Consider the following 17,642-nt stretch of genomic DNA (forward strand, 5'->3'; position numbering starts at 1 on the left):
CCAGCATGCGCATTACCGTAATCGGAACAGGTTATCTGGGGGCTGTCCATGCCGCCGGCATGGCACAACTCGGACATGACGTCCTCGGAGTGGACGTCGACGAGGGCAAGATCGAGCAGCTGGCCAACGGCCATGCTCCGTTCTTCGAACCAGGCTTCCCCGAGCTTCTGCGGAACAACATTTCCGCTGGTCGGCTGAATTTTTCCACCTCCCTGAAGCAGGCAGCCGAGTTTGGCGAGGTCCACTTCATTTGCGTAGGAACCCCCCAGCGCCCCGGCTCCACAGCGGCAGATATGAAGTACGTGGACGCCGTCATAGAGGGTCTGGTGCCGCACCTCCAGCGCCCCTGCTTGATCGTCGGCAAATCAACAGTTCCGGTCGGGACAGCCGCTCGGCTTACAACCAAGGTGGCCGAGCTCGCGCCACTCGCCAAAGTCGAGGTGGCCTGGAACCCTGAATTCCTGCGTGAAGGCTTCGCCGTGAACGACACACTGCATCCGGACCGCCTAGTGGTGGGAGTGGCTTCCCCCGAGGCCGACGCCAAGCTTCGCGAGGTCTACAAGACCATCCTCGACGCCGACACTCCCTACATCTCAACCGATGTGGCGACGGCAGAACTCGTGAAGGTCTCCGCCAACGCGTTCCTGGCTACCAAGATCTCATTCATAAACGCCATTTCCGAAATCTGTGAGGCTGTCGGGGCGGACATTATGCCGCTGGCTGCAGCCCTGGGTCACGACGCGCGCATCGGAAACCGCTTTCTGTCACCCGGATTGGGCTTCGGTGGCGGGTGCCTTCCCAAGGACATCCGCGCGTTCCTTGCCCGTGCGGAGGAACTCGGGATCGAGGAGTCACTCGCCTTCCTGAAGAACGTGGACTCCATCAACGTTAACCGCCGACGGAGCGCCGTCAACCTCGCCAAAGGCATGCTGGGCGGTTCCCTCCAGAACAGGCGGATCACCGTTCTGGGGGCATCCTTCAAACCCAACAGCGACGATGTGCGGGATTCGCCGGCGCTGAGCGTAGCCAATGCGTTACAGCGCCAGGGCGCCCACGTCCGTGTCCATGACCCCGAAGCCGTGGAGAACGCCCGCGCGGTCTGTCAAGCACTGGACTACACCACGGAGGTGGAAAAGGCCTTTGAAGGGGCCGAGCTCACGCTGCATCTGACGGAGTGGCAGGAGTACAGGCAACTTGACCCCAACCGCCTGTCGGCTCTCGTGACCAGTCCCCGCATCCTGGACGCCAGGAACACATTGGACGTCGACCGCTGGCGCGCCGGTGGCTGGACCGTTCGCGCCATGGGTCGGCCCAGCCGGTGATGGCACACAGGAAGGAGAATCTGTCATGACTGGACCTACCGCGTTAGTGACCGGTGGTGCCGGTTTCATCGGAAGTCACTGCTGTTTAGATCTGCTCCTCAACGGCTTCGAGGTGATTGTGGTTGACAACCTCGTCAACAGCTCGGCGGCTGCTGTCGAACGCGTACAGCGGATCAGCGACAAACGAGTGGCGTTCTACCAGATGGACCTAGCCGATCAGTCCTCCCTGGACACTGTGTTCGAGAACCACAAAATCGACGTCGTGCTTCATTTCGCGGCATACAAAGCGGTTGGCGATTCTATGAACCGTCCGCTGGAGTACTACAGCAACAACCTCGCCGGCCTGCTGTCACTACTCACGGCCATGAGGAAAGCCGGCATAAAGCACCTGATCTTCTCCTCGTCATGCTCCATCTATGGCGACGCGGAGGGGCTCCCCATCACGGAGTCGTCGCCGGCACGGCCAACCAATCCCTACGCCCGGAGTAAGTTGATGGCGGAACAGATTCTCGCAGACCTTTGCGGCCGGTACTGTGACTGGTCCGTGACTGCACTGCGCTACTTCAATCCCGCCGGCGCCCACGAGAGCGGGGAGATCGGCGAAGACCCCAGCGGTGTACCAGGCAACGTCGTCCCCTACCTCACCCAGCTTGCGGCAGGACGCCTGGATGAGCTTACGGTCTTTGGATCCGACTACCCGACCCCGGACGGCACCGCAGTACGCGACTACATCCATGTGATGGACGTGGTGGAGGGTCACCGCCTGGCGCTCGAAGCCGGTCCGGTTCCCGGTTTCCGAAAGTACAACCTGGGTACGGGCGTCGGTACGTCAGTATTGGAACTCGTCCGGGAATTCTCTGAGGTGAGCGGGCGCCAAATCCCCTACCGGCTGGCTGCGCGGAGGCCGGGCGACGTTGCGGAACTCGTTGCCTGCCCGGACCTGGCCCACGCCGAACTTGGCTGGACCGCGCACCGCACCCTCCGGGACATGTGCGAGGACGCCTGGAGGTTCCAGAAATTGCATCCCCTCGGATACGGGGACCCTACCAACATGATCGGGAGCCGACGATGAGCAATGACCTGATAGACAGCCAGAGCCGGGTCTCTCAACGGTTTGTGACCTCCACGGAAACGTCGAAGGCATTCACACGACGGCAGCAGCGCCCAGTATGGGGCCCTGGTGGTCGCCTGGGTCGTCCTGAGCGGCTTCTTCTGGGTATGGTGGCTGCAACCGACGCACATAGGGAACCCACTGCTTTTCGCGCTGGTCTCCGTTGCACTCTTCTACACAGTTACGCTCCTCCCGTCAGTCTACCTTTTCTATCTGGGCTTCATGCGCCTGCCCGTCCCCGTCAGCGTTGATCAGGTCCCGCCCGGCCACATTGGCAGGGTCGCGGTGATAACGCTGACAGTTCCGGGCTCGGAATCCCTTAGTATCGTCCGGCGCCAGATGCTGGCGATGCGGGACATCACGTATCCGCACGACAGCTGGATCCTGGTGGACAAGGAACACTCTCCCGCGATTGAAGAGATGGCCCGTGAGCTTGGCATCTCCTATTTCTGCCGACACGACGAGCGGACCTGGGGCCCGGATGGCGTAAAAGCCTGGAACCAGGAAACGCCGCCTTTTCAGACCAAAACCAAGGCTGGCAACGTCAACGCCTGGCTTAACAAATATGGAGCCGGTTACACCCACTTCACACAACTGGATATCGACCACGCACCCGTACCGGATTATCTGGACCGCGTCCTCGGGTACTTCCGGAACAAGCGCGTTGCCTGGGTCCAGGCCCCCAGCGTCTATGGAAATCATGAGCATTGGACTGCGAGGGGGGCCGGAGAGCAGGAGATCGTCCTCCAAGGACCCCTGCAGATGGGCGTCTTCGGCTTCTGCCGGACACCCTTCATCATCGGCAGCCACTGCACCTACGACATGGAGGCAATCCGCGGCATCGGTGGATTCCAGCCCACCCGGGCCGAGGACCACCTCGACACTGTCGTCCTGGCGTCCAAGGGCTACGAGGGAGTCTTCCTGCCGGAAGTCATCGCTGTCGGGGACGGGCCCGAGACCTTCAGCTCCTACTGCGCACAGCAGTTCGCCTGGGCCTACTCCATGATGCAGATTCTGTTTACGCATACTCCCCGCCTCATCCGGAACTATTCCCCCCGACAGGCCCTGCAGTTTCTTTTCGTCCAGACCTGGTATATGTCGTGGTCAATGACGACTCTTCTCCTGTTCTTCGCCCCGTTGATCTCTTTGGCAGCGGACACTCCGATCTCACGCGTGGGTTTCATTGATTTCTTCCTCCATAGTTGGCCGGCTGCCATTACTGCCACCGGCGTGTGGCTCTGGAGCCTGCGCTGGCAGCATCCGAAGGGTCTCTGGTTGAGCTGGAGGGGCGTCGTGCTGCACATTTCGCGGTGGGTCACCGTCGTCAACGCCTTCGTGCAGCTGATCCTGCGGGTCAAGAAGCCCTACATGATCACCTCCAAGGGCATGACAGGAGCCGGAATTCCACGATTCCGGCTTGCGCAGCTGGCACCGCACATCCTGCTCGTCCTCGTCTCACTCGCCGCCTGCTGGCTCTACATCGCCACCGTCGGGAGCAGCCCGAACCAGGGCATGATGTTCTTCGCTCTCCAGGGTGCCTTGCTCTTCCTGGTTCTCATCGCCGTCGTCCTGTTCCAGGATCTACGAAGCCTCAACGAGGGGGGCATCTCGTGGGGCCGAAGCCTCCGGGTCCGGCTCGCCCCCTTGGCGGCCGCCAGCTCTCTCATGGTGCTGTTCGCCGTCACAGCCGTCGCCGCCTCCGGTCCCATTTGGCAGGCTGTGACCAGTTAATGAATGGAATGTAGCAGGCGGTTGGGATGGCTGGAACCGATCTGAGCCTCCGAAGACGGGCCGCGCGCCACCGGGATCCGGCTGGACCGCGGCCCCGCTTCGGAGCCCCGCGGCGGGGGCGATGGCTGCTGACAGTGTCCGCGGTGCTCGTTTTCGCCCTTGCCGTTGCCACCACAAGTCCCTCGACGGCTTCACGGACGCTGAGGATCCGCGGCGCCGATATCTCCTTCACGCTGCAGGAAGAGGCGATCAACCAACCCGTCAGCGATAACGGGCGGGAAGCGCCGGTGGAGCAGATCCTGAAGGACAACGGGGCGAACTTTGTCCGCCTCCGGCTTTGGGTGAACCCGCTGCGTGGCACCAGCGACCTGAACTCCGCGCTCACCCTCGCCCGGCGGGCGCAGGCTGCCGGGCTTAGGCTCCTTGTGGATTTCCATTATTCGGATACCTGGGCCGACCGCACTTCCCAGCAGCCTCCGGCCGCCTGGCAGGGAATGAGCTACGGGGAGCTGCTCTCCACAGTGGAAAGCTACACCCGTGAGTCGGTCGCCGCCTTTGCCAAACAAGGTACCCCTGCTGACATCGTTCAAATCGGAAATGAGGTCACCCGGGGAATGCTCTGGCCCTACGGTCAGGTAACTTTGCCCGACGACGAGAATTGGGTGGGGCTCGCCGGCCTCATCAATGCCGGTGCCAACGGAGCCCGGGCCGGAAACCCGGGCCGGCACCCGCTGATTATGGTTCACAGTGACACCGGCGGTGACCGGGATGCCTCCATCCACTTCTACGACCAGCTCCAGCGGCACGGCGTCGGCTTCGATCTGATCGGCCTCACCTACTATCCATTCTGGAACGGATCCCTCGCGGACCTCGAACGGAACCTCCGTGACCTGGCTTACCGCTTCGGAAAAGACATCATCATCGCCGAAACGGCCTACCCCTGGACACTGTCGAGCAGCGGGGGAGCCCCTAGTGTCGTCTCAACGATGCAAGCGCTGCCGGATGCAGCACAATACCCGCCGACTCCGCACGGGCAAGCAAAGTTCTTCGCAGCACTCAACCGCGTGCTCCGCGAGGTTCCGGATGGCCGGGGGGCTGGCTACTTCATCTGGGAGCCGGGCTGGCTGCCCGGGGTAGGGGCGGATGCCGCAAAGGGCAATACCCACAACAACCTCACGTTGTTCGATTGGCAGGGTCAAGGCCTGCCCGCCCTCGACGCCTTTAAACCGACCGGCACAGATGGCTGATGACCCGCGGTCTCCTGCCCCAACGGCCCGCCGCCCTGGTCGTCAAGGCTAAGGGGCCGCTATGGCTATGGCCGGAATGCGGCTAGCGCGGGCAACCCGTGACCGGCCCAGTCGAACAGCGTCAGGTTGTCGTGGGTGTTACCCAGGTCCGGCGTGGCGGGAACCCCCGGCAGCCAGCCGGGCTCCCACACCACGAACCCGGCGCACCGGTCACCTGGTACCTGTGCCAGCATGTCCCGTAGTCTCTCGAAATACTTGGCTTGACCCTCCGGGGTGGGGGGGTAGAGGGCGGCTTCGGGAAGATCGGCCGACTTGCCGACAACGTTCAGTTCTTCATCGCCATTTGCGAGGGTCCATGGATAGGCAGTCTCGGCGACGATGACGTCCTTGCGGTAGCGGGTCGACAGCTCGTGCAGACATGTTTCCAACTTAGAGAGCGGGCCGTTCCAGAACGGGTAGTAGCTCAAGCCGATCAGGTCAAAAGGAACGCCCCGGGCAACGAGGTTGTCAAAGAAATACTTGCTGGCCTCTGCGTCGCCGCCGGTCTCGACATGCAGCATCACTAGCGGCGGCCGCGCTGGATTGCCCTCCCGTGCTCCCTTGGCCCCGGCCCTAAGCAACGCCGTGAACGGCGCCCACTGTTCCCCGCCTGGCTGGTGGATGCGGCCGACGGGCCAGAGCATTCCCTGGCTAATTTCGTTGCCGATTTGGACGATCTCCGCAGGGGTTCCCTGCAGGGCCAGGGCTGCCACCACGCTGCGCGTGTAGTTTTCCACGGCGGCGCCCAACCCATCTGGATTGAGGCCTTGCCATGCCGCCGGAGTCTGCTGCGATTGTCCGTCCGCCCAGGTGTCCGAGTAATGGAGGTCCAGGATTATTTTCAGTCCTACGCTGTGGGCCCGGCGCGCCATCTCCAGCACCTCGTTGAGGCTGCTGGTCCTCGGGATGGGATTGACCCATAGCCGCAACCGGACGGTGTTCGCGCCGTGCCGCGCGAGCACCTGCTCGATCGGAAAGACCGCCCCTGCGTCCCGAAGGGCCGTTCCAATGGCTTCCTCCTGTAAGGTGAACGAGACGTCGGCGCCCCGGATCCGGAGGCCGGTTGCCGCCTTCGCTTCCGACGTCGGGACAGTGGCCTTTGCACCCGCCGGCGGCGCCGGGATGACCCCCGCCGCTCCCGCGAGCAAACCTCCGCCGATTAACGAGATGACGTGCCGCCGTCCAACTCGAGCCGTCAGCTTCCGACCTAAGCGATTCACTGCAGGACTCCGAGTTTCCTGATCCGACACAATGCTGTGCTCATAGCCTACGCCCCACACGGGGGGCTATGACCAGCTCCGAGAACGCCGCCCTTCGCTTTAGGGCAGCACGCGGTAGGTCACATGCGTGACCGAGGCTGTTGCCCGCGAAGCGACTTGCTCGAGATCCAGCGGGGGGACGCCGTCGAATAGCCGGGTGCCGGCGCCGAGCGTAAAGGGCACGATGTGCAGCCGCAGTTCGTCGATCAGGCCGGCGGCGAGATATTCGTTGATGGTGCCCGCGCCCCCTTGAATTGAGACGTCGCCGTCCCCGGCCGCCTCGCGGGCCTGGCCAAGTGCCGACTCGATGCCATCAGTGACGAAGTAAAAGGTCGTGCCGCCGACCATTGGCAGCGGGCCGCGGGGGTGGTGGGTGAGTACGAAAACCGGAACATGGAACGGCGGATCCACGCCCCACCAGCCGGTCCACTCCCGGTCCCACGCGCCCCGCAGTGGACCGAACATGTTCCGCCCCATCACGTAGGCCCGCGCCTCCGTCATCTGGTAGACCTCCGACCGGTTCTCCTCGGGGCTCTGGAACATCCAGGCGTGCAGCCTGTTGCCCCAGCCGTCACCGCCGTCGTCACCGAACGGGCGCTTCTCGGTCTGGTTGTGCCCCGCGGAGTAACCGTCGGCCGTGATGGAAAGGCCGCACGTGACCCTGCTCATAGATCGATTGTAGTGAAGCCCGCGGTATTTCAGACGTTGGCAGACTTCCCGGTGGGGCCAATCTGGTCCAGTGTGTATCCGTCCGGGTATGCCACGACGCTCATTTTGCCCGGTACAAACGCGGGAACTGTCGGCAGCGGGAGCCGCCTGGCGTTTAGGGCACGGAAGCGCAGCACCGCGGCAAACGGTACCCGCAATACCCAAGGGGCAGGCTTCAGGCCGAGGGCAACGGCGACCTGTGGCTTGTCCATCATCAGCGCCATGATGGTCGGCGTGAAGCGGCGAAGACGGGCCGGGACGCGGCTTGCGAAAGCACCGACAGTGGCGTCCAGCAGCATCGCACCCTCGCGGCTCGGGCCCATGTTCCGATCCTCATATTCGTCCAGGAACCGCCCTGCATCTGCGAAGGTGGCCGGGATGCCCTCCAGCCCCATCCGCCGGCCCAGCTCGGCGTAAAAGTCCGTAGCGGCCTGCTTTTCGAGTTCCGTGAGGCGGCGCCAGCCGTATCGCTCGATCCAGCGCAGCGGCAGGACCAAGAGGGTCATGAGGACATAGACAAAGTCCTCGGCCGTGCCGGGCACCCCCTTGTGCACACGGCGGAGCAGATCGATCATGTCCCTGCTGCGTTCATGCTCAAAGCCGTTGGCAATAATTTCGTGAATGACGATCGTAGTGTCGTAGGACCGCTTCATGGGCCGTGACGTCATCTCACCGGTCGCGGCCAGGACCTTGGCCGTGGACGGGATGGCGAAGTTGCGGTAGTACGAGAGAAAAAAGCCGGAATGTATTTCAGACTGGAAGTCGTAGAGGACCATGTTCCGGTAGATCCCGTACGCGTCTGTGCCCCTCGGGCGTGCGCGGCGGGTCTGGTGCGTCAGGAGCTGCATGGTGGGGCTTTCTGTGGCTGCCGGCGGTTATGCCGTGGCGGGGGAGAGGTGGAGCTTTGCTTCGACGGAGAGCAGGTAGCGACGCTCCTCGGGTGTGAGGAAGGTTGCGGAAGGGCCCGCAGCGAGTTCCGCGTCCCAAATTTCTACTATCATCCGGTGCAGCCTATCCTGCTCGGGCGCTTGAGGGTCGGCTTTGAGGGTCCGGTCGAGGGAAGCGCCGCGCAGTGCTTTGGCCCAGATGGGCTCGACCTGCGCGAGGGTCTCGATATTCCAGCGGAGCTGCTTTCTGCGGGCGGTCCGTCCGGCAATTACTGGGATAGTGAGTCCCAGGCCGACCAGCACGATGGCAGCCATTTCCAGCAGACTGTACGGAAATTCCGGCGGATTGATGACGGACAGAGCAGGCAGTCCGACCGTAAGCATGGCGATGGTCATCTTCGCCATTGCGATGAAGGCGATGACGCTGCCCAGCCCGACCATGGAAAAACCGACACGGAACGAACGGCGCATACGGGGAACGTAGCGCACGCACGCGACGGCGATGCGGGCGCACACCCAACAGATGAAGCCTGTGAGCATCAGGGAGAACAAGAGCGCGGGAAGGCGGCCCTGGTAGATGGCCCACGTCGTCGTGGTGTCCGTGGGACCAGTCAGCAGGAAGAACACCGATTGGACACCCAGAGTGATGGTCAGAGGCAGGGAACGCACCAGGGCCGGGCGCTTGTCGGCTCCCGGGGCGATGGCCTCCATGACAGCCCGGTGCAAATACCAGAGCCCCAGGATCATCAGGGAGTTGAGGATGAGCTTCGTCAGGTTCATCCCGCCCAAGACCATGTCGACCATGACGTAGATGTCCGGGTTCATCAGCAGCGCTCCCAGGGCCTCAAACGCGGCTGCGAGGAACACCATGTCCGCCCGGTTGCGCAGCAGGGCGGGAACCCGCGCGCCGGCGAGCAGGAACAGTGCCGCGGCCATGAACAACTGCATCATCCGAAGACCGCCCCAAAGTTGCCCGGCTGCATGTCGGGCCGCTGCTTGGAGCGCCGGATACGGGAGGCGAGGCGGTCCGCAAGGAGTTCGGCAGTCACCTCGAGCTCGTCGAAGAAGTCGGTGCGCTTGAGAGCGGAGACGACCCGCTCCGGTGCGAGGTCCGGAAAGAATGTCTTGGCGTAGTCGTGCGGCAGGTCCTCCTGTTCATGGCGGAGGATCATGTGCGCGAATTCGTGCAGGATGATCTGCTGGCGGTGTACCTCCGAGGCTGCCTTGGCGTGCAGAATGAGATCCGTTTCGTCCAGGCCGAACCACAAACCGCAGACCTTATCGGTAGGCGTGCCCTGGATAGGTTTAATGATGATCCGGCGCCCGTTCATCGCTTCCAAATGCGCCTGGATGGAAGAAAGCGAAACGGGCTCCGAGAGGTCCAGGCTGTCTTCCGCAGCCTGCGCCCGTTTCCGGGAGGCGCTGTAGTCCATCGTTAATCAATCCTTGGGGTGGTCCATTGAAATCTTGAAGTCCCCCTTCTCCAATGCAGGAGCGTATCAGTCCCGTTCAGGGATTTCCTGCGGAGCACTATTTGTCGGGGCCTTGTTTGTGTCAGTTTCGTTGAGCTGTTCGTCGATGAGATCCCTGATCTGGAGGAGCGTTTCGGGTGAGAGGCCATCGAGTTGCCGTGCGGCAAAGTTCCGGACTTTCTTGGCCCTCATGGTCGCCAGCAGTTCAAGTTGGGCTTCCACTCTCGGCGGAAGATCCTCGTCGTCTTCCAGCAGGTAATCACGGTGAACGCCAAAAAATTCCGCCAAATTATGTAGGAACTCGGGTTTTTTGACCGGCGAGCCAGTTCCGGTGCGCATGTAGTGCCAGCGGGCCCGGGAGATCGGCGTGCCGGCTCTGGCCATCGCGTCGCGCACGTCGTTAAAAGACACTTTTCGGCCCTCAGCCTCCGCAGCGTCAAGCAGCAGATTAAGTTTGCGGGCCATAGCCGCACCGGGGCGTGGATTCTCTGCAGAAGGAATTGTCACGTCGGCTCCTTTCGGTGCGGTAATGGTAAAGGTAACGCAGAAGAATCTACCAGATTGGACATGTCCAAAAAGACTGCTACAGTCACTCCAGAATTAGACACGTCTAATTTATATGGAACCGGAAGCCGGAGCCGCCACGCGCACTCGCGCGCCTCTCTGGGAGTCCGCTGTGGGAGTTGTGGCACGGTCTCCGGCACCGCTTTCTGTAAGGGCCCGCGCTGGCATGAATTGCCAGACGAAGCCTCCGTATTCCGGCCGGATAATTTGGGGGCCGGCCGGAATACGGATCCCTTTTTATTCGGCTCGTGGTCTGATGGAATAGCCCGAGTATTCCCAAGTTCCCACCGCAGGGGTTGGCCGGGGCACCCTCCAATTTGCCCAATCAGTTGTCAGGATGAGAGTGTAACGGGGTGCGCAAGCACAAGCCCCGTCGGCGCCCCCCACGTCTGCGGGGCTTTTTGCTGCCCTGGATGTTCCAGGTCCTGCGCCAGACAGGTGTTTCTCCCCGTCGGTAATTCCGGGGCTCTGTCCGGACGCCGCCGGCGGATTTAGACTGAAGCATCCGCGAGGCTGGTGGGCTGGGATGCTGAGCGGGCAACGCAGGATCACGTTCGTATCGGGAAGGTCTGGTCATGGGCGAAGCCTCGCAGAAAGCTAATCGGGCGGTGTCCGAAGCCGCGACGGCGAGCCGGAGCCCTGCCCTGCGAATCCTGGCGCGGGCCGGATTCGTCTTCATAGGCCTGGTTCACATCCTGATCGGCTTGATTGCCCTGCAAATTGACAGGGGGCAGGGCGGTCAGGCCGATCAGTCCGGCGCGATCGGATCGCTCGCCTCGAAGCCGGGCGGTACGGTCCTGCTCTGGGCCGGCTTCGCGGCGTGCGCCGCGCTGGCGCTTTGGATGCTCAGCGAGGCCGCCTTCGAAGCGCGGTCTCAAACCGAGTCGAAGAAGAAGCTGCAAAAAGCAGCGGCCGCCGTAGGAAAGGCCGTGGTGTTCGGCTTCCTGGCTTTCACCTTCGTAGTCTTCGCATCCGGCGGCAGCAAGAACTCCAGCCAGTCGGCCAGCGACTTCACCGCCAGGTTAATGGGAGCGCCTGCAGGCGTTGTGCTGCTGGTCGGGCTCGGCCTCGCGGTCGTTGGAGCCGGCGCCTTCTACGTCTACCGTGGCGTCACGCGGAAGTTCATGAAGGATCTGCAGGACCCGGGCAACGCCCGCACGGCGGTCGAGTGGATCGGGACCATCGGCTATGCCGCCAAAGGCGTCGTCCTCGCCGTCGTCGGTCTTCTCGTCATCGTTGCGGCCGCCACCGCGGATCCCTCGAAATCCTCCGGCCTGGACGGCGGGCTCAAGACCCTCGGATCCCAGCCTTATGGTGTGTTCCTGCTCGCCGCAATAGCCGCGGGGCTGGTCTGCTACGGCGCATACTCGATGGCCCGCGCGCGGTACGGCCGGTTCTGAGCACGCGTCCCAAGGTGCAACTGCTTATTAACCAACAGCCGGAGGCCGGGCGAAGCTCCGTCCTCCGGCTGTTGCTGCGGGGCATTCCGGGGCAGGGCCCCCGGGCCCCGGGTTACCAGTTGCGCCCGTGATCTCTGTTGTCGTTCTGGTGCCGGTGTCCTTGATGGTCCGACCAGCCGTCCTTGTCGTGGCGGCAGCCGTCACGGCCAGTCCATGACCCATCGTGGTCATGGTCGGAGCGCCAGTGACCGTCGTCGTCGCGCCAGCCGGACCCATCGTTCCAGTCGTGCCAGCGGCTCTCGCCGTCCCACCAGCCGTGCTGAGCGTCGTGCGGGTTGTAGTCCCTTTGTTGGTGCTGTGCGTTGTGGGACGAACCGGTGTCCCAGCCTGTCGCAACTGGGGCCGCCGCGCTAGCGGGGAGAGCCCCGGCGCCCAGACCCAGGGCCATCGTTGCCGTCGTGGTGGTGAGAATGCGCATGATTTTGTTCATTAGGTACAGTCCTTGAAAAATCCCTACATGCACGCGTTGCCCCGCAACGTGGTGCCCAGCCAACGACAGCCAGGGAGCAAGGCGGCATGTGGTGGTAATTGTGATGCCAACGAAGGTGCACCGCTGTGGAGACCATTGCCGACGGCGACCATGAATCAGATTCTCGAGCGTTACTCCGTCAGGACGATGCCGGGCTTTGCGACATTGATTGCCTGAGCGAACAATTCCATTCCAACGCCGGAACCGCTCCCCGTACAGGGACCCAGGGCCCTAACCCTTGCGTCTCCGGAGGTGTAGAGTAGTCGGCCTCTATTTCTGGTTCGTGGGGGCAAAAGCCACGCATTGGCGCCTAAGCTGGTGCCGTCCGTCCGGAACGAGCACGCTGATGAAAGGAATGTGGGTGCCATGCCCAAGACCGGCAAAAACGACCACGCCCGTAAGGAAGAGCTTCCCTCAACCCTGCAGCGCTCTGAGCAAAAAGCCCAGGACACTTTCGCCAAGACTTACGACTCCGCCCTTGAGTCCTACGACAACGACGAAGGCCGTGCTGCCCGTGCCGCCTACGCATCCCTGAAGCACAGCTACGAGAAGGTTGGCGACCACTGGGAGCCGAAGGAAAACCGGGGGCCGTCCGACCAGCGGGCCCGGGAGGGGCTCAGTTCCTCAGCGTCCACTGCCGAAGGTGTGGACGCGAACGCCTCCAAGGAGCACCTTTACAAGCGCGCCCAGGAGCTGAACATCGACGGGCGTTCAAAGATGGACAAGGACGAACTGGTCAAAGCGCTGATGAAGGCCAACGAGGCAGCCACCCGTAGGGCGCGCGAAGAATCCTGACCCCCGCCGAACGGTCGCGGTGGAAAAGCGCCATGACCTGAGGGCCTAGGTCTCGTTCGGCCGGGAGTAGGAGGATCCGGAGGGGGTCCGTTCCAGCAATCCGAGGTCGATCAGGTAGCGGCGCAGCAACACGACATCATCGGTGTAGCTGAGGAGCCGTTCATTGACCTGCTTTTCCGTCAGGTGTTCGCCCGGCTCGACGGCCTCACCGGCAATCCAGGCCAGGAGCTCCCGCCGATCCGCCATGTTGGCCGGGTACCTCTCGATTTTGCCCAGGCGCATGAAGCGGGCCAGTCCGGTTTGGGCCTGCCTGCGGGGTTGCTGTGCCAGAAGGTTGCGGAAGATGGCTTCGGACGCCTGGAGTTCGTCGGCAGCGGAAGTCGGCTCGACGAGCCCTGACTCCAGCAGGGCGGCAAGGGCCCGGTTCCGCCGCCGGTCACTCAGGTCAGCCAGAACGTCGGGGAGCTTGGCGCCCAGCACGATTTGCGCGTAGGCGGTCCGCGCGTCCTTGTTGGCAAGGGCAGCCACCAACCGCCGCCAGTGCGGCCCGCTCAGCCTCGCCCCTTCGGTCACAGCACTCATCCTCACCCTGCTACTGGCCCATCTTCAGGCCTCGGGGATGGGCATCGAGAAGCGCTCCAGCCGCGCCTCGTCCGGGTCCGGTCCACTGCGCACTCCGGTGTCGAGCGCGTCGATGGCCGCGAGGTCGTCGGCACGGAGCTCGAAGTCAAAGACGTCGAAGTTCTCGGCGATGCGGCCAGGGTTTGTTGACTTCGGGATGGCTGAGCGGCCCTGCTGCAGATGCCAGCGCAGCATGACCTGGGCCGGGCTCTTGCCGTGGGCGAGCCCGATGCCGGCGATGGTGCGGTCTTCCATGACGTTGCGGCGGTCCTCCCCCCAGCCGGGGTAGAAGGTGATGCCCCCGATCGGTGACCACGCCTGGGTGAGGATGCCGTTCTCGGCGTCGGCTGCCTGGACGGCAGGCTGGGCGAAGTAGGGGTGCAGTTCGATCTGGTTGACGGCCGGTACGACGGTGGTCGCGGCGAGCAGCTGCTCGAGGTGGTGCGGCATGAAGTTGCTGACGCCGATGGCCCGCACGCGCCCGTCAGCGAGCAGGGTCTCCAGCGCCTTGTACGCGGCGATGGTTTTCTCAAAGCGGTCCGGTGCGGGCTGGTGCAGGATGAGCAGGTCGAGGTAGTCGACCCCGAGCTTGCCTGCCGACTTGTCCCAGGCGTGGAGCGTCTGGTCGTAGCCGTAGTCGCTCACCCAGACCTTCGTTTCGATAAACACGTCCGTACGGTCGACGCCGGACCTGCGGATACCTTCGCCCACCTCCCGCTCGTTGCCGTAGGCAGCGGCTGTATCGATGTGCCGGTAGCCCGCCGACAGCGCTGCCTGCACGGCCGCCGTCGTCTGCTCGGGCGGGCTCTGGAAGACGCCCAGGCCGAGGGCGGGCATCATGACGCCGTTGTTGAGTGTGAGTTCCATCTTCACACCGGCCTCACATAGCAGGGGCCATATAAAGCCCGGGCAGAAGCCATGGATTCGCGGGGACGAAGAATGCGAAAACGATCAACGCCGCGCCGCCAAGCCGGCTGAAACTACGGCCGTGTTTCCAGGTCTTCTCCAGCAGGATGGTCGCCGCGAGTACCGCCATCCACGCCAGGTTCATCACTCCGACGGCCACGAGCACCACCATCAGCCCCCAGCAGCAACCGATACAGTACAGCCCGTGGTAGAGGCCCACCCGCACATCACGAAACCGCCCCTTATATGCGGACACATGCAGCAGGAACGCCATCGGTGAGCGGCAGTGCCTGAGGCAAAAATCCTTGAGCGGCGTGAGCTGGTAGACCCCGGCAACGAGGATAAGTCCCGCACCCACCCAAGGAGCGAGATCCGGTGCGTCCGCGGCCAGCATTGCGCAGAAAACTGAAGCGACATAGGCAAAGACGCCGAAGCCGATCCACGTCGCAAGGTAGCCGCTGAGTAAAGCGATGGTGCGCGCCGCCCTCACTGCGCTGCTGGGAACCGCTCTGATGGACCTCAGGTACATCGATGTGAGAGGGGCCAGCGCGGGCAGCATCATGGCTGCCATCATCAGGGTCCATGCCGCGAGGAACCCCGCCAGGCCGGCTTCCATCGACCCCTGGCCGGCCGGCATGCCGACCACGCTCGCGAGAGTGAAATACCAGGCAAGCAGGGCGCAACCTATCAAGGCGAGCAGTGCGGCGCGGTTGCTCGCCGCGACGGACGTGCGCGCCGGCACTTTATGCCGACCAGGCGAACGGGGCCGAGAACGAGTTCTTACCTGTGTTGTCCCAGGTCATTCCAAACGCATCGATGCGCGAACCGGTGGACCGGCCGGCCGCCAAAGTATCAGCCGGGAAACCGACCCCGCTGACCCGCACGCCCCGTCCGGTGGGGTCCTGGGGCGAAACGAAGTCCTCCACGCTCATGTCCACGGCAGTACCGATCCGGACCGTATGCCGCCGCCCGTCGTCGGCATACGCCACGTCCAGGGATTCCATGCCCACCACTTCGCCAATCAGCGCGCCCAGCCCCTGCATCGGGCCGCCGAGCTGGCCGCCGAACACCGCGCCGAGCGCCTCGGACTGCCCGGCGGAGGCAGCCGAATCCATCAGGATGGCCACCTTCCAGCCGCCCTCGCTCATCACGGCCGGTGTGTCGGCGATGACGCAAACGGTGAGGCCGCCGACGTCGACGCCGTTGACGTCGCCGGTAGCAACATGGAACGCCAAAGCCACGTTGCAACGGTCGTTGTCTGCTGGTGCCGTGAGGCCGGAAGCCGTGCAAGGGCAGATCATGTCGCAATTGCAGTTTTCGAAATATGTGCCTTCAATATGCCAGGCCATCTAGGGCTCCTTCCAGAGAGGCCCCCCACAAGGTGAAGTTTCCTCCGGCCTCCCGCCACTGTCCAGAGCGCAGGGGTACGGTGAGATACATAAGGCAGCGCCCCAACATAATGCGGAGTGCGGTTTCTAAGGAGTGTCATGGTCGGCCCGTTAATCCTGGACAAATCCGAGCGCCGCAGCTTGCATGCCCTGGAGGGGCTGGCCGCGTCCCAGGCGCCTGCCGGGCCCACGCCATGAGCAACCTCGAGACGGTGCCCGAAGAGATCATCTGTACCGAAAACGCCAGCGGCGCCGCGATAGAGTTCCTGACCCCGCGGGAAGTTCCCCTCGGCGGCCCGCGCGCCATGCCCGTCCGGCGCACGCTGCCGCAAAAGCAGCGAAGCCTGATCGGTGCCTGGTGCTTCCTGGACCACTACGGCCCGGACCTCGTTCCGGACTCAGGGGGCATGCGGGTCCCGCGCCACCCCCACACTGGCCTGGCGACAGTCAGCTGGCTGTTCACCGGCAAGATCGCCCACCGCGACTCAGCCGGCTACGAGGCTATCGTCCGCCCCGGAGAGGTCAATCTCATGATTGCCGGACGGGGGATCTCCCACCAGGAGTTCTCCACGCCGGACACCGGCATCCTGCACGGCGCGCAGCTCTGGTATGCGCTGCCCGAGGCCAGCAGGAACATGGCGCCGACCTTCGAGCATTACGCTCCGGAACCCGTCCGCGGTGAGGGCACGGAACTGCGGGTCTTCCTCGGCTCCCTGGCAGGGTCCTCCTCGCCCGTGCCCACCTACACTCCGCCGCTGCTAGGCGCCGAGGCGGTGCTCAGGGCGGGTGCACGGCTTGAACTGGACCTGGACCCGTCCTTCGAACACGGAATCCTGCTCGACACCGGCGACCTGTCCCTGGACGGCACGCCACTGGCCGTGGACCACCTGCACTACCTGCGCCCTGGCCGGGCCAGAATGGTCCTCGAGGCCGGGCGGACCCCGGCCCGCGTGCTGATCCTGGGCGGGGAGCCGCTGGGCGAACAGATCGTGATGTGGTGGAACTTCGTCGGCCGCACCCATGAAGAGATCGTCTCGTACCGTGCCGCGTGGCAGGCCGAAATCGGCGCCGAACCGGCCGGGCCTCCCGCGGGAGACGCGTACCCGGACGGCGCCCCCTACCCCCGCTTCGGACCCTACCCGGAAGGCTATCCGGCCCCGCTGCCCGCCCCGGCGTTGCCCAACGCCCAGCTGCGCCCCCGCGGCTGACCAACAACCGCAGGAGATGTTTTTGGAAAACCAGGCAACCATCACCGTCCGGAATGCGCCACAGCGACGCCGCTACGAACTCCTCGACGGCGGCGCTGTCATCGGCAAAGCCCACTACCTTCCCCACGACGGCGGCAAAGGGCCCGAGCGCATTTTCTACCACACGACCGTCAGCGACGACTACGCCGGCCAGGGCCTGGCCGCCCGTCTGGTGCAGGATGCCCTGGACGATACTCTCGGAGCCGGTATCGCCGTCGTCCCCGTCTGCCCTTACGTAAAGGTCTGGCTCCGGAAGCACCCGGACTACCAGCCGCGCATGACCGCCGTGCACCCTGAGCACATAGCCGCCGTCGAAAACGCCGGCCGGCAGTAACACCACCCCTCTCCCCAACAACACCCCTGTCCTGCACAACACCCCCGTCCTGCACGACCGCCAGGATCGGCGGGGGCACAGG

At 63.8% G+C, this 17,642-nt stretch carries 19 protein-coding genes; 8 read left to right on the plus strand and 11 right to left on the minus strand.

Translation table 11 applies throughout. The annotated features are described in order from the left end of the window. Window positions 1-5: 5 nt before the first annotated feature. The 4 genes from QFZ65_RS09585 to QFZ65_RS09600 all read left to right on the plus strand — a co-directional run bounded on the left by QFZ65_RS09585 (window position 6) and on the right by QFZ65_RS09600 (window position 5,411). Window positions 6-1,322: a UDP-glucose/GDP-mannose dehydrogenase family protein gene (locus QFZ65_RS09585; protein ID WP_306909912.1), complete on the plus strand. Its 1,317-nt coding sequence runs from the start codon at window positions 6-8 to the stop codon at window positions 1,320-1,322. Window positions 1,323-1,347: 25 nt separating this feature from the next. Beyond that, a complete protein-coding gene (galE, locus tag QFZ65_RS09590) occupies window positions 1,348-2,394 on the plus strand; it encodes a UDP-glucose 4-epimerase GalE (RefSeq protein WP_306909914.1) in 1,047 nt (348 codons plus the stop codon). Between the two features lie 108 nt (window positions 2,395-2,502). Next, window positions 2,503-4,164, plus strand: a complete 1,662-nt coding sequence (locus QFZ65_RS09595; protein WP_306909916.1) for a glycosyltransferase family 2 protein — start codon at window positions 2,503-2,505, stop codon at window positions 4,162-4,164. A 143-nt stretch (window positions 4,165-4,307) separates the two neighbouring features. Continuing rightward, the gene (locus tag QFZ65_RS09600) at window positions 4,308-5,411 is read left to right on the plus strand and encodes a glycosyl hydrolase 53 family protein (RefSeq protein WP_306909918.1); all 1,104 of its coding nucleotides are present in this window, start codon (window positions 4,308-4,310) and stop codon (window positions 5,409-5,411) included. Between the two features lie 65 nt (window positions 5,412-5,476). Here QFZ65_RS09600 and QFZ65_RS09605 read toward each other — a convergent pair whose 3' ends face one another. The 6 genes from QFZ65_RS09605 to QFZ65_RS09630 all read right to left on the minus strand — a co-directional run bounded on the left by QFZ65_RS09605 (window position 5,477) and on the right by QFZ65_RS09630 (window position 10,283). After that, on the minus strand, window positions 5,477-6,700 hold the full coding sequence (locus QFZ65_RS09605) for a glycosyl hydrolase 53 family protein (protein ID WP_306909919.1): 1,224 nt from the start codon (window positions 6,698-6,700) through the stop codon (window positions 5,477-5,479). A gap of 69 nt (window positions 6,701-6,769) precedes the next feature. Beyond that, on the minus strand, window positions 6,770-7,378 hold the full coding sequence (locus QFZ65_RS09610) for a dihydrofolate reductase family protein (RefSeq protein WP_306909920.1): 609 nt from the start codon (window positions 7,376-7,378) through the stop codon (window positions 6,770-6,772). A 29-nt stretch (window positions 7,379-7,407) separates the two neighbouring features. Continuing rightward, window positions 7,408-8,265 (minus strand): oxygenase MpaB family protein, encoded by an 858-nt coding sequence (locus QFZ65_RS09615; protein WP_306909921.1) that lies wholly within the window; start codon window positions 8,263-8,265, stop codon window positions 7,408-7,410. A gap of 27 nt (window positions 8,266-8,292) precedes the next feature. After that, window positions 8,293-9,255, minus strand: a complete 963-nt coding sequence (locus tag QFZ65_RS09620) for a hypothetical protein (RefSeq protein WP_306909923.1) — start codon at window positions 9,253-9,255, stop codon at window positions 8,293-8,295. After that, window positions 9,252-9,737 carry a hypothetical protein gene (locus tag QFZ65_RS09625; RefSeq protein WP_306909925.1) on the minus strand — a complete coding sequence of 162 codons (486 nt, stop codon included), beginning with the start codon at window positions 9,735-9,737 and terminating at the stop codon, window positions 9,252-9,254. Before QFZ65_RS09625 ends, QFZ65_RS09620 begins: the two co-directional genes overlap by 4 nt. A 66-nt stretch (window positions 9,738-9,803) precedes the next feature. Continuing rightward, entirely contained in the window at window positions 9,804-10,283 is a 480-nt protein-coding gene (locus QFZ65_RS09630) for a hypothetical protein (protein WP_306909926.1), read from the minus strand. 632 nt (window positions 10,284-10,915) lie between these two features. Here QFZ65_RS09630 and QFZ65_RS09635 point away from each other — a divergent pair. Then, window positions 10,916-11,740 carry a DUF1206 domain-containing protein gene (locus QFZ65_RS09635; protein ID WP_306909927.1) on the plus strand — a complete coding sequence of 275 codons (825 nt, stop codon included), beginning with the start codon at window positions 10,916-10,918 and terminating at the stop codon, window positions 11,738-11,740. 112 nt (window positions 11,741-11,852) lie between these two features. On the opposite strand, the gene QFZ65_RS09640 is transcribed toward QFZ65_RS09635, so the two are convergent. Beyond that, entirely contained in the window at window positions 11,853-12,230 is a 378-nt protein-coding gene (locus QFZ65_RS09640; RefSeq protein ID WP_306909929.1) for a hypothetical protein, read from the minus strand. A 405-nt stretch (window positions 12,231-12,635) separates the two neighbouring features. On the opposite strand from QFZ65_RS09640, the gene QFZ65_RS09645 reads away from it, so the two are divergent. Then, a complete protein-coding gene (locus QFZ65_RS09645) occupies window positions 12,636-13,064 on the plus strand; it encodes a ChaB family protein (protein ID WP_306909931.1) in 429 nt (142 codons plus the stop codon). Window positions 13,065-13,109: 45 nt separating this feature from the next. Here the strand turns inward: QFZ65_RS09645 and QFZ65_RS09650 are convergent, their stop codons facing one another. Genes QFZ65_RS09650 through QFZ65_RS09665 form a run of 4 tightly spaced genes read right to left on the minus strand, consistent with a single transcriptional unit; the run spans window position 13,110 to window position 15,940 of the window. Continuing rightward, window positions 13,110-13,646, minus strand: a complete 537-nt coding sequence (locus QFZ65_RS09650) for a DUF2087 domain-containing protein (protein ID WP_306909934.1) — start codon at window positions 13,644-13,646, stop codon at window positions 13,110-13,112. A gap of 24 nt (window positions 13,647-13,670) precedes the next feature. Further along, window positions 13,671-14,552, minus strand: a complete 882-nt coding sequence (locus tag QFZ65_RS09655; protein ID WP_306909936.1) for an aldo/keto reductase — start codon at window positions 14,550-14,552, stop codon at window positions 13,671-13,673. Window positions 14,553-14,565: 13 nt separating this feature from the next. Then, entirely contained in the window at window positions 14,566-15,333 is a 768-nt protein-coding gene (locus tag QFZ65_RS09660) for a DUF2182 domain-containing protein (RefSeq protein WP_306909939.1), read from the minus strand. A 1-nt stretch (window position 15,334) separates the two neighbouring features. Continuing rightward, window positions 15,335-15,940, minus strand: coding sequence for a DUF1326 domain-containing protein (locus QFZ65_RS09665; RefSeq protein WP_306909940.1), 606 nt, complete (start codon window positions 15,938-15,940; stop codon window positions 15,335-15,337). A 233-nt stretch (window positions 15,941-16,173) separates the two neighbouring features. Here QFZ65_RS09665 and QFZ65_RS09670 point away from each other — a divergent pair, with 233 nt between their 5' ends. After that, entirely contained in the window at window positions 16,174-17,187 is a 1,014-nt protein-coding gene (locus QFZ65_RS09670; protein WP_306909941.1) for a pirin family protein, read from the plus strand. 22 nt (window positions 17,188-17,209) lie between these two features. Next, window positions 17,210-17,560 (plus strand): GNAT family N-acetyltransferase, encoded by a 351-nt coding sequence (locus QFZ65_RS09675; RefSeq protein WP_306909942.1) that lies wholly within the window; start codon window positions 17,210-17,212, stop codon window positions 17,558-17,560. The last annotated feature ends 82 nt before the right edge of the window (window positions 17,561-17,642 follow it).

Source organism: Arthrobacter sp. B3I9, assembly GCF_030816935.1.
Lineage (GTDB): Bacteria > Actinomycetota > Actinomycetes > Actinomycetales > Micrococcaceae > Arthrobacter.